This is a genomic window from Reticulibacter mediterranei, assembly GCF_016587455.1.
Genome location: NZ_BNJK01000002.1, coordinates 2,475,464 through 2,487,574, shown reverse-complemented (window position 1 = coordinate 2,487,574; position 12,111 = coordinate 2,475,464). Strand labels below are relative to the sequence as shown.

Annotated in this window: 13 protein-coding genes; 12 read left to right on the top strand and 1 reads right to left on the bottom strand. The window is 53.2% G+C overall.

Going from position 1 to position 12,111, the window contains the following annotated elements; translation table 11 throughout:
* Positions 1–34: 34 nt before the first annotated feature.
* Positions 35–562 (bottom strand): hypothetical protein, encoded by a 528-nt coding sequence (locus tag K3T83_RS49720; RefSeq protein ID WP_220210570.1) that lies wholly within the window; start codon positions 560–562, stop codon positions 35–37.
* Between the two features lie 429 nt (positions 563–991).
* On the opposite strand from K3T83_RS49720, the gene hypF reads away from it, so the two are divergent.
* The 12 genes from hypF to K3T83_RS49660 all read left to right on the top strand — a co-directional run bounded on the left by hypF (position 992) and on the right by K3T83_RS49660 (position 12,103).
* Positions 992–3,331, top strand: a complete 2,340-nt coding sequence (gene hypF, locus K3T83_RS49715) for a carbamoyltransferase HypF (protein WP_220210569.1) — start codon at positions 992–994, stop codon at positions 3,329–3,331.
* 56 nt (positions 3,332–3,387) lie between these two features.
* Entirely contained in the window at positions 3,388–3,660 is a 273-nt protein-coding gene (locus tag K3T83_RS49710; RefSeq protein WP_220210568.1) for a HypC/HybG/HupF family hydrogenase formation chaperone, read from the top strand.
* Between the two features lie 11 nt (positions 3,661–3,671).
* Complete coding sequence (locus tag K3T83_RS49705) at positions 3,672–3,923, top strand: HypC/HybG/HupF family hydrogenase formation chaperone (RefSeq protein ID WP_220210567.1); 252 nt, start codon at positions 3,672–3,674, stop codon at positions 3,921–3,923.
* 3 nt (positions 3,924–3,926) lie between these two features.
* Positions 3,927–5,051, top strand: a complete 1,125-nt coding sequence (hypD, locus tag K3T83_RS49700) for a hydrogenase formation protein HypD (RefSeq protein ID WP_220210566.1) — start codon at positions 3,927–3,929, stop codon at positions 5,049–5,051.
* Positions 5,052–5,104: 53 nt separating this feature from the next.
* A complete protein-coding gene (gene hypE / locus K3T83_RS49695; protein ID WP_220210565.1) occupies positions 5,105–6,217 on the top strand; it encodes a hydrogenase expression/formation protein HypE in 1,113 nt (370 codons plus the stop codon).
* Positions 6,218–6,354: 137 nt separating this feature from the next.
* Positions 6,355–6,708 (top strand): hydrogenase maturation nickel metallochaperone HypA/HybF, encoded by a 354-nt coding sequence (locus tag K3T83_RS49690; RefSeq protein WP_268963591.1) that lies wholly within the window; start codon positions 6,355–6,357, stop codon positions 6,706–6,708.
* Between the two features lie 65 nt (positions 6,709–6,773).
* Positions 6,774–7,268: an NAD(P)H-dependent oxidoreductase subunit E gene (locus K3T83_RS49685; RefSeq protein ID WP_220210563.1), complete on the top strand. Its 495-nt coding sequence runs from the start codon at positions 6,774–6,776 to the stop codon at positions 7,266–7,268.
* On the top strand, positions 7,265–8,938 hold the full coding sequence (nuoF, locus tag K3T83_RS49680) for an NADH-quinone oxidoreductase subunit NuoF (RefSeq protein ID WP_220210562.1): 1,674 nt from the start codon (positions 7,265–7,267) through the stop codon (positions 8,936–8,938). Before K3T83_RS49685 ends, nuoF begins: the two co-directional genes overlap by 4 nt.
* A gap of 2 nt (positions 8,939–8,940) precedes the next feature.
* Positions 8,941–9,648 carry a bidirectional hydrogenase complex protein HoxU gene (gene hoxU, locus K3T83_RS49675; RefSeq protein ID WP_220210561.1) on the top strand — a complete coding sequence of 236 codons (708 nt, stop codon included), beginning with the start codon at positions 8,941–8,943 and terminating at the stop codon, positions 9,646–9,648.
* Positions 9,645–10,175 carry an NADH-quinone oxidoreductase subunit B family protein gene (locus K3T83_RS49670; RefSeq protein ID WP_220210560.1) on the top strand — a complete coding sequence of 177 codons (531 nt, stop codon included), beginning with the start codon at positions 9,645–9,647 and terminating at the stop codon, positions 10,173–10,175. Before hoxU ends, K3T83_RS49670 begins: the two co-directional genes overlap by 4 nt.
* Before the next feature lie 7 nt (positions 10,176–10,182).
* Entirely contained in the window at positions 10,183–11,604 is a 1,422-nt protein-coding gene (locus tag K3T83_RS49665) for a Ni/Fe hydrogenase subunit alpha (protein WP_220210559.1), read from the top strand.
* Complete coding sequence (locus tag K3T83_RS49660) at positions 11,588–12,103, top strand: hydrogenase maturation protease (protein WP_220210558.1); 516 nt, start codon at positions 11,588–11,590, stop codon at positions 12,101–12,103. The genes K3T83_RS49665 and K3T83_RS49660 overlap by 17 nt, the downstream gene beginning before the upstream one ends.
* Positions 12,104–12,111: the final 8 nt, after the last annotated feature.

The following is a 12,111-nucleotide window of genomic DNA, read 5'->3' as shown; positions in this document are numbered from 1 at the left end:
CCGATGACAGCCATCGCTGCGCTTGTTCTTCTGATTACGTGGAGGCTTGCTCCAGCAGCGGTTTCAAGGCAGGGGCTTGCAGGGCCTGCCCAGCATCAGGGTTGTCGAGCACTTTCTGGTACGCTTTTTCCACATCGAGCGCTTTCCAGATCTCTTTGACTGTGGCATCTGGATAGGCACAAATATAATTGACCGCTTCTTGTGCGTTCGTCATGAACCAGTCCTTGATGCCCGGGTCCTTGATGCCCGGATAGCCCTCGCAATGCGAGAAGGTAGCATCAAACAGATCCGCGATGTACGTGTTGGCAAAGTCATCGATATACTTATCCCAGGTGCCGTCGAAGCTGCTACAGAACATGAGTTGAGTGTCGTTGTCGAAGAGGACAAACCTGGCTTCGTGCAAGGTGCCAATCTCTTGAACGGCCTCTCGTCGGCGGGGACTTTGGGAAGCTTGCACAATCGTTTCACGCACGGCTTTTTCGTGTCCTGGCTTGACTTTCGTAAAGACGGTGAACTCTGTCATCACCCCGTCGTGCAGGCCCTTTCGCTTCACCTGTGCCATATTGTTTCTCCTTGCTTTCTTTCATCTGTGGGTGATACGAAGTACATCAATAATATAAACACGACTAGAATATTGCCGGGTATTCTGATCAAGTCTCAGATGATAATAAATAACATACATAGAGGTAAAAATCAATGATTAATTGCTTAATATTTAAATGTATTCACTTTATAAAGCGAGATTGCCTTTTGAGTAGGAATAAAATCAATTGTAGGATCTGACAACCATTAGGTAGTGCAACGCGGAGCGCTGGCTGCTGAAGGGGCTGTTTTTGAGAACGGCTATGACATCTCCTTCACATACTCACAAAACCTGTGATGCATTTGTGAGAAAACTGTTGCTTATTGTGATCTGAATATGCCGTACATGAGGTATTCTCCTCTCTAGAAGATATCCAGAAAAGGATGAACGAGAGGAAAAAGTGCAGGAATGACCAATCTACATGAGACACTTTTGCACCGACAACGTCTCATCGTACAGGGTATGGTGCAAGGAGTAGGTTTTCGTCCTTTCGTCTATAGTCAGGCGATCCGTCACGGCCTCGTCGGGTTTGTCTTCAACAGCACCATCGGCGTGACGATTGAAATTGAAGGAACGAGTCAAGCTACTGCTGCTTTTCAACGGGCGCTGAGAGAAGAACTTCCGCCCCTGGCTCACGTTGTTTCACTTACCTGTGAGCCTATTCCCTTACACCACGAGACAAGCTTTTTGATCGTACACAGCGAAGTCGGAGCCGAACGTCGCGCGTTCATCTCTTCCGATGCTGCCACCTGTGATGAATGCTTGCGAGAACTCTTCGATCCTACCGACCGACGCTACCAGTATCCTTTCATTAACTGCACGAATTGTGGGCCACGCTTTACCATTATTCAGGACGTGCCTTACGACCGAGACAAGACGACTATGCGCGTTTTTCCTATGTGCCCTTCTTGCCAACGGGAGTACGCAGATCCACTCAACCGCCGCTTCCACGCCCAACCCAATGCATGTCCGGTCTGCGGTCCGCACGTTTCGCTTCTGGGCCGGCGCGAGGACGGCACCATGCACCATATCGAATGCCAGACCCCCATCACCCAGGCCGCACAATTGCTTGCAACGGGGACAATCCTCGCAGTAAAGGGGCTGGGTGGCTATCACTTGACCTGTGACGCATTCGAGCAGGAAGCAGTTCGACGCTTACGCCAGGGGAAACAGCGCGAAGCCAAACCATTTGCTCTCATGGTTCCCGATATAACCGCAGCCCGACAACTCTGCTGGGTCAGTGAAGCGGAGGCCCAGCTACTGCATTCACGCCATCGCCCTATTGTGCTTTTAAAGCGGCGCGATGACAATCTGGTGGCTCCCGACGTTGCTCCAGCCTATGATTCCCTGGGTATCATGCTCCCCTATACGCCCCTGCATCACCTGCTGCTCAGCGCCTTTGCCGCCGCTCACCAACCAGGAAGACCAACTGCTCTGGTGATGACGAGCGGCAATCTGAGCGAAGAACCGATCGCTTATCACGATGAGGATGCACAACAACGCCTGCATACCATCGCCGAGGCTATGCTCATCCACAACCGGGATATTCATATGCGCTGTGATGACTCAGTCGTGCAGGTTACGGCTGGCGGTGAGCAGTTTTGCCGTCGTGCTCGTGGGTATGCGCCCGAACCAATAACGCTCTCTTTCGATCTGCCAGTACCGCTGCTTGCCTGTGGAGCACATCTCAAGAATACCTTTTGTCTTGGGAAAGGAACACAAGCATTTGTCAGCCATCACATTGGAGATCTCGAAAATCTGGAAACCCTCCTGTCTTTTCGTGAAGGCATTGAACACTTCCAACGCCTGTTTGATATCTTCCCTGAAGCAATCGCTTACGACTCACACCCAGAATACCTGGCCACGAAATATGCGCTTGACACACCCATTCCTCGCAAAATAGCAGTTCAGCACCACCATGCGCATATTGCCAGTGTGATGGCAGAGCACGGGATAACTGAACCGGTTATCGGCATTGCTGCTGATGGCAGCGGATACGGAACAGACGGTGCCATCTGGGGCTGCGAGATTATGATGGCAGACCTGCTGCAATTTCAACGTCTGGCGCACCTGGCCTACATCCCGCTACCCGGCGGCGAACAGGCTGTACGCCAGCCCTGGCGCATGGGAGCCGTGTATCTCTCCAGGGCCTACGGAGATGCTTTCCTGGATCTGGACATCCCCTTTGTGCGAGCCATAAACCGTGCAAGATGGCACATCCTCTCACAGATGATCGAGAAAGGGGTGAATTGCCCACCGACTTCCAGCCTGGGACGCCTCTTTGACGCGGTTGCGGCCCTGTTAGGACTCCATGCCGCAGAAGTTGCGTATGAGGGTCAGGCTGCCATCGCCTTAGAGGTACTGGCAGCGACATGCCGCGATCAGGTAACAAGCTATCCATTCCACTGGCAACAGGGGGAGCCTGCCATATTGGATGTCATTCCCATCATTACAGCTATTACGGATGATATCTTACGTGGTGAGCCTCCGGCCCGCATCGCCCGACGCTTTCACCTGTCCATTACTCACATGCTCACAATAGCCTGCGTCGAGGCGCGCAAACAGGCAGGGTGCAACAGAGTTGCATTAAGTGGTGGGGTATTCCAGAACCGGCTTTTGCTCGAACAACTGATGACTAATCTTGAAGAAAGAGCCTTTCAGGTCTCTATTAATCGCCGCGTTCCTCCCAACGATGGAGGTATCAGCCTGGGACAACTCGCAGTAGCCGCTGCACACTTACGCACCTGATTACTGATTGTGCTCGGCATTCACCTGTTGTACAAGAGAAAAGAAGGAGAACAGTTATGTGCCTTGGTATTCCTGGTCAGATTGTCGAGATGGTAGATGACACATTCCAGATCGCGAAAATTGATGTGTCTGGGGTAAAGCGGATGGTAAGCGTCGCTTTACTGGCTGGAGAAGGCATCAAACCAGGCGATTGGGTTCTGATCCATGTTGGGTTTGCCATGAGTAAGATTGATGAGAGTGAGGCACAGGAGACGATGAAACTCTTACAAGGCATGGGCCAGACATATGCCGACGAGTTGAAAATGCTGCACGCCAGCCAGATCGAATAGGGATGATGAAAATGAAAGATGTCCATAGGCACGTTCAACTCCCGGTTTGCCAACCGGAGGCCGGTGATCATTGTCTGACATGCTCCGATGAGATATTACTTGTTCGCGTTCTGCGCATCGATCCAGCAAGCGGAGTTGCTCTCGTAGAGGGAAGCAACCAGGCGGAGGAAATCGATATGACGCTAGTTGAGGATGTTGTTCCTGGAGACCTCTTACTGGTTCACGGAGGAGTAGCCATAGCCCGCCAGGAGAAAGGAGCATAATATATGAAATTCGTCGATGAGTATCGGAACTCGACATTGATCCACCGCCAGGCAGAGGAGATCGCAAGACGCAGTCAAGGCCAATCCCTCAAGTTCATGGAAGTCTGTGGAGGCCACACTCACACCATCTACAAGCACGGCATTGAGGATCTCTTACCTAGCACTATCGATCTCGTACACGGCCCCGGTTGTCCAGTCTGCGTACTGCCGATGGGACGCATCGATGACGCAATCGCTATTGCGCGCACCGATGGGGTCATTTTCACCACCTTTGGTGATATGATGCGTGTCCCAGGATCGCAAGGCAGCTTACTCGATGCCAGAGCCAGTGGAGCGGATGTCCGCTTTGTGTATTCGCCGCTCGATGCCCTCAAGTTGGCACGCCAGCATCCTGACCGCCAGGTGGTCTTCTTCGCAATTGGCTTCGAGACAACTGCTCCTTCTACCGCCGTGACCTTGCTGCGTGCGCAAGCCGAAAATATTCAAAACTTCTCGATATTCTGCAACCACGTGAACGTTATACCAGCAATCAAAGCGATTCTCGATTCACCAGATTTACGTCTCGATGGGTTTGTGGGTCCAGGCCACGTGAGTATGATTATCGGCATGCGCCCTTATACCTTTATCGCACGCGATCACCACAAGCCAGTTGTCATCTCCGGTTTTGAACCACTCGACATCATGCAGTCTATTGCAATGTTGACGAAACAGATTAGTGAAGGGCGAGCCGAAGTTGAGAACCAATATGCGCGAGTGGTTCGCCATGATGGTAACGAAAAAGCTCTGCAAGTGATGGCACGCACGATGGAGTTACGCCCCTTCTTTGAGTGGCGCGGTATGGGTTTCATCACGCAGAGTGCACTCAAGCTCCGACCGGAATTTGCCGCATGGGATGCCGAGCTGCGCTTCAAGGTTCCAGGCATTCGTGTGGCTGATCCGAAAGCATGCCAGTGCGGTGAAGTCCTCAAAGGAGTCATCAAACCCTGGAATTGCAAAGTCTTTGGCACAGCCTGTACCCCTGAAACTCCTATAGGCACCTGTATGGTCTCATCAGAGGGAGCCTGTGCTGCCTATTACAATTATGGTCGCTTCGGGGTAGCAACCGAACGTACACGGACACTGGCTTGAGTATGCACTGGCACCATCTTTCACAACGTGTTGGAAAGGACAATGCTATGGATATGCCAATCAATTCCCAGGATAAAGAAACGTTGACAACGCTTGATAAGATCGAGCGCGCACGACAAGCCAGGCGCAATAAATTCTACCTGCGCGATGAGCATATCACGCTCAGTCACGGCAGTGGAGGCAAAGCCACACATAATTTGATCGAGGGGATCTTCGCACCAGCCTTCTCAAATCCTCTCCTGGATCGATTGGACGATGCAGCCGTCTTCACGCCAGCGCCAGATCACGAGAGCGTACGCATGGCATTCACGACCGATACCTATGTCGTGAATCCGTTGTTTTTCCCCGGAGGAGATATCGGCAGGCTGGCAGTTCACGGGACGATTAACGATCTGGCAGTAGCAGGCGCGCAACCACTCTATCTCTCGGCGGGCTTCGTTCTAGAGGAAGGCTTTCCCATTGCTCACCTCCGTCGTATCGTCGAGTCTATGGCGGCAGCAGCACGCGAGGCTAGCGTTGCTATCGTCACAGGAGATACGAAAGTTGTGCAACGAGGCAAAGCTGACGGCGTTTTCATCAATACTGCTGGTGTCGGTGTCGTGCGCAGCAAGAGAACCATCGGGCAAGATCAACTACGACCAGGAGATAAGATCCTGTTGAGCGGTCCCATTGGGGATCACGGAATCGCGATTATGCTGGCGCGAGACATGCTCGATCTGGAATGCGAGATATGCAGTGACTCGGCCCCACTCCATACTCTGGTCGCCGACCTGCTCAAAGTAGCAGGAGATGGTGTCCACAGCATGAAAGATCCAACGCGAGGAGGAGTTGCGACAGCGCTCAACGAAATGGCTATGACCTCAGAAGTTGCGATCCTCCTCGATGAGAGTGCGATTCCGGTGCGTCCTGAAGTTCGTGGAGCATGCGAAATCCTCGGCCTCGATCCACTGACCATTGCCAATGAGGGGAAGCTGCTGGCAATCGTGGCCCCAGAAGTGGCGGATCGCGCACTGGCAGCGATGCATGCCCATCCACAGGGAAAAGATGCGGCCATTATTGGCACCGTGCAAGCTACACCCGCATCGATGGTCTTCTTGCGGACAGAGATTGGAGGTACCCGCGTGCTGGACATGCTGGTGGGTGATCCATTACCACGCATTTGCTAGAACACACAAGGAGACAATTTGTGACAAGACTGTGATGTGTTCTACGCATTTGTGACGCTCGTGTGTGCCAATGGGTTTACACTTCTCTCCGAGAAGAACAATCTTCGCACACGAAATAAAAGGCAGGTATACACCTTATGCACGAAGGAGCAGTGATGCAAAGGGTCGTCGAAACTATCCTGGCATCGATGGAACAAGAAAGAGCTGCCCGTGTGACCAGGGCAGAACTTGTGCTGGGAACCTCTGGGCATTTCACAGAAGAGGCAGTGCGCCAGTATTTCCAAGTGCTGACGCAAAATACTCCCATCGAAGGTGCCGCCTTGACCCTTTCATGGCTTCCAGCAACCTATCAATGCCTCTCATGTCAACACCGCTTTGAGAGTACTTCATCTCCAGCGACATGCCCTCTGTGTGGAGATGTTGCACTGGAGATCTCTCATCAGGACGAGTGCTTCATTCGTTCGATTGAGATGATCTCCCAGGATGAGTGAAACTCTACAGCACAGCGGCCTAACGGCGTTCCTGCTTGACTATTGAAGAGACAAGGAGATGTAAGATGGTGAAATCTGCGCCGGTCCTCTCAGCAGAGGAAAAGAGACGGCGAATGATCATCGCGACAATGCGTAAAAATGGTTACGCTCCAGATGCTCTCATTGAAACGCTACACACAGTGCAGAGCGCGTACGGCTATCTCGACGCGACCGAGCTACGCTTTGTCGCCAACGAACTGCATATCCCTCCAAGCCTGGTCTATGGAGTGGCGACGTTCTATCATGCCTTCACACTGAAGCCAGAAGGACACCATCGGTGTATTCTCTGCCAGGGTACAGCTTGCTATATTAAAGGCAGCCCCGCCATTCTCCGCGCCGTGACGAAGGCATATCATATCACGCCCGGAGAAACGACAGAGGACGGCGAGATCTCACTGCTGACAGCACGATGCCTGGGATCATGCAGCCTGGCTCCTGCCGCCATCATGGATGAGGATGTCGTTGGCAACCTGACTCCTGAGCGGACACTCGCTGCCTTAGAAGGGTGGACAAAATCATGATACAAGCACTCACACCAGACGATCTGCCCAGAGTCGCTGAAGAAGAAAACGAGGCTGCCAGAGCTTTTGAGCATACCATACGTGTCTGTGTTGCAGCAGGCTGTTTATCGCAGCATAGCGATCAGGTGAAACAGGGTCTGGAACATCAGATTCAAGAACGCGGCTGGAAGCATTGCCGTGTGAAGGGTGTTGGCTGCATGGGACTCTGTAGCGCTGGACCATTGGTCTCCGTTCGCTCTTCAGAGAAGAACGAGAAGGAAACGCTCTATCAAGCGGTCACACCAGATGACGCCCCTACGATCATCGAGAGCCTGAGCAGTGGAACGCCACCGGCTACACTTATCTGTCCAACCAATCGACCATTCTTCACTCAGCAAACAAAAATTGTGCTAGCCAACTCAGGTGAAATTGACCCGGAGCGACTGGAAGACTCTCTTGCAGTCGGCGGCTACCAACAATTAGCCCATGTGTTGAGCGATTTAACCCCGGCTCAGGTCATCGATCAAATCACTCTCAGTGGATTGCGTGGTCGCGGTGGCGCAGGCTATCCTACCGGACTGAAGTGGGGTACCGTCGCCAAGGCCAGCGGTTCACGAAAATTCGTCATCTGTAACGCTGATGAGGGTGATCCGGGCGCATTCATGGATCGCAGCGTGCTGGAAAGCGATCCCCATCGCGTACTGGAAGGCATGGCAATCGCGGCCTATGCTGTAGGGGCAAATGAGGGATACATCTATGTTCGCGCAGAATACCCTCTGGCGATCAAACGATTGCAAACGGCCATTCGGCAGGCGACGCGCGTGCAGTTGTTAGGCAATAGTATCCTGGGTACGTCCTTCAACTTCAACATCCACATCCGCTTAGGAGCTGGAGCCTTCGTATGCGGAGAGGAAACTGCTCTGATTGCCAGTATCGAGGGCAAACGAGGTCAACCTCGCCCACGTCCTCCATTTCCTGCAATGAGTGGGCTATGGAACGCTCCGACCCTGATTAATAATGTGGAGACGTATGCGAATATTGCGCCCATTCTTGAGCACGGGCCTGAATGGTTCGCTGGCATTGGCACGGAACGCAGCAAGGGCACCAAAGTCTTCGCGCTCGCTGGCAAAATCGTCAATACGGGCTTGATCGAAGTGCCGATGGGAACCAACTTGCGCACCATTATTCAAGAGATCGGCGGAGGCATCCCTGATGGGCATGGCTTCAAGGCAGCGCAAACAGGTGGGCCAAGCGGTGGTTGTATCCCTGCCGAGCATCTGGACACGCCGGTCGATTATGAATCACTGACCGCTCTAGGATCGATCATGGGTTCGGGTGGGATGATCGTGATGGATGAGTCTGCATGTATGGTGGATGTGGCCCGCTACTTCATGGAATTCTGTATGTCTGAGTCGTGCGGCAAATGTGCGCCTTGCAGAGTGGGAACGGCAGAAATGTACGAGTTGTTATCGCGGATTGTGCAGGGGAGAGCCAACCTCGAAGATATGGAGCTGCTACAGGATCTGTGTGAGACAGTCAAGTATACCAGTCTGTGCGGCTTAGGACAGGCTGCCCCCAACCCCGTTCTCAGCACGATGAAATACTTCAAGGATGAATACCTGGCACACATTACTGATCATCGATGCCCAGCCGGACAGTGTCAATTTGAGGCTGTGGCACAGGAGGTGTAGTCATGACAGTAAAAACGCTGGTCATTGACGGTCGTGATATCAGCGCACGCGAGACCGAAACGATCCTGGAGGCTGCTCAGGAAGCAGGCATCTTCATTCCCACCCTATGTCATCTGGAAGGCTTATCAGAAATTGGCGCGTGCCGCCTCTGCCTGGTTGAGGTGAAGGGCACGAGCAAGCTATTGCCAGCTTGTGTGACCAGAGTCGAAGAAGGCATGGAAGTGCAGACGTGCTCTGAACGCCTTGACCGCTACCGAAGAACCGTGCTTGAACTCTTGTTTGCCGAAGGCAACCATATCTGCTCTGTCTGTGTCGCGAACGGCCATTGCGAATTGCAATCGATGGCACAGCGATTAGGCATGGATCATGTACGCGTTCCCTATGTTTCACCACGCCGCCAGATCGATGCCTCACACCAACGGTTTCTCTTCGATCCTAATCGCTGCATCCTATGCACACGCTGCGTGCGTGTTTGCGATGAGATTGAAGGGGCACACACCTGGGATGTCATGGGGCGTGGTATTGCCAGCGGCGTCATCACAGATCTGAACGAGCCGTGGGGTACTTCGACCTCATGCACCAGTTGCGGCAAATGCGTGCAAGTCTGCCCAACAGGAGCATTGGTCGAGAAAGGCAAGGCAGTGGCAGAATCAGTGAAACATCCAGGCTTTTTACCCTACTTGAAGAGAACGCGAGGGCAACAGTCATGAGCGAACAAATCACAAGAAAAGTCTCGGTCGCGACCGTCTGGCTCGATGGGTGTTCGGGATGCCATATGTCCCTGCTCGATATGGATGAGCGACTCGCCGATCTTGCGGCATCCATCGATATAGTCTATAGTCCTCTCGTGGATACGAAGACGTTTCCAGAACAGGTGGATTTGACGCTGGTTGAAGGATCGGTCAGCAGCGAGGAGGATCTGGCGAAGATCAGGAAGATTCGTGAGCACACGCGCCTGTTAATCGCAATGGGCGATTGCGCCGTCACTGGCAACGTGCCCTCGATGCGTAATCCCTTTGGTACTCAGAAAGTATTGCAGCACATCTACCTGCGCAACGCTCCCAGCGAGATTGTTCCCCGCCTCTTGCCACGCGTGTTACCAGTTCACCAGGTCGTCACGGTGGACGCCTTCCTGCCCGGCTGTCCTCCCCCGGCCGACGCGCTCTACTTCGCTCTGACAGAACTGCTGGCCGGTCGTCTTCCCGATATGAGCGGCTATACACGGTTTGGAAAGTGAGGAAGCCATGTCACAACGCATTACGATAGATCCCGTTACACGTATCGAGGGCCATGCGAAAATCACCTTGCAACTAGATGAAAAAGGGAGCGTAGAGGATGCCCATTTTCATGTGACGCAGGTTCGCGGCTTCGAGAAATTCTGTGAGGGACGCCCATTTACTGAGATGCCTTCTCTCATGGCGCGCATATGCGGTATCTGCCCAGTGAGCCATCTCATCGCCTCCAGTAAAGCGTGTGATGCTCTGCTAGCGGTACACATCCCCCCAACAGCCGTCACCTTGCGCCGTATTATGAATCTCGCGCAGATCATGCAATCCCACGCCCTCAGCTTTTTCTACCTGTCTGCTCCTGATTTGCTGTTAGGGATGGATGCAGATCCGGCACAGCGCAACCTCTTCGGCATCCTGGCTCAACACCCCCAGATGGCACGAGACGGCATTCGGCTACGATCTATCGGGCAACAGATCATTGAATTGCTGGGTGGCAAGCGCATCCATCCTGCCTGGGTCGTACCAGGTGGTGTGAGCGAGCCGTTGTCGGCAGAAAAGCGCGATCAGATGGTGGCAATGCTTCCCGAAGCGAGGGAGATCACCTTGCGCACGCTAGAGTGGTTCAAGGGGGCACTATCACAATATAGGGAGGAGATCGCTAGCTTTGCGAATTTCCCATCGTTATTCATGGGACTGGTTAACGACGCAAAGACAATGGAGCATTACGATGGCACCTGGCGAATCGTCACATCGGATGGACGCGTCGTCGCAGACCAGCTCGATCCGCTCCAGTATCAGACATTCATTGAAGAGAAGGTTGAAAACTGGACGTATCTCAAATCGCCCTATTACAGACCCCTCGGAGAGCAAGCGGGGATGTACCGTGTCGGGCCATTAGCTCGGCTTCTGGTGAGCGAGCGCTGCGGCACGCCACAAGCGGATCGAGAGAGAGCAGAATTCCTGGAAACGTATGGCGAGGCCCGCACCAGTTCGTTCTTTTATCATTATGCCCGACTCATCGAAATCCTGTACGCTAGTGAGCGCATGGAGGAGCTACTGAACGAGCCAGACATCCTGAACCCAAGAGTGCGAGCACATGCTGAACCGAACCAGCTTGAGGGAATCGGCGTCGCCGAAGCGCCGCGCGGCACCCTTATCCATCACTACACGATTGATGAACATGGCTTGATTCGTTCGGCCAATTTGATCATCGCAACTGGCCACAACAATTTAGCGATGAATCGTGGCGTCCTGCAAGTTGCCCAGCACTTCATCAAGGATGCGCACATCACAGACGGCATGCTCAATCGAATGGAAGCCGTGATCCGCGCTTTTGATCCGTGTTTGAGTTGCTCTACGCATGCGCTCGGTGAGATGCCACTGCATGTGCAAGTGTTCAACGCTGACGGAGCCATTGTCGATGAACGTATCCGCTAGAACACACGCGCTGATCATTGGTATTGGCAATCCGCTACGCAGCGACGATGGCCTGGGATGGAAGGTGGCAGAACAACTTTCCCAGGACGACGACATGTGTTGCGATATTCACATGGTTCATCAGTTGACTCCAGAGTTGGCGCAGTGGATGGCAGCAGCCGACCTAACTATCATGGTTGATGCCAGCCGCGAAGGAGAGTTGGGCGAATTGCGCGTTCGTCCGCTCTCTCCCTCTGCGCAACCTGGTCCCATAGGCACACATTACACAACGCCGGAAGAACTAGCAGCGCTGACAACAACAGTATATGGTCACTGTCCACCAGTGGTGGTAGTGACCATGACGGGCGCAAATTTCTGCCTTGGCGAACGGCTCTCACCGATCATTAGCCAGAGCATTCCCCTTGTTTGTGCTGCTGTGCGCCAGGTGTGTACTTGTGATCTCGCGTTGATAATGAACGCCAACGTTTATTATCCTCACACAGAGAGTTTTAATACGTAGGGACAGCA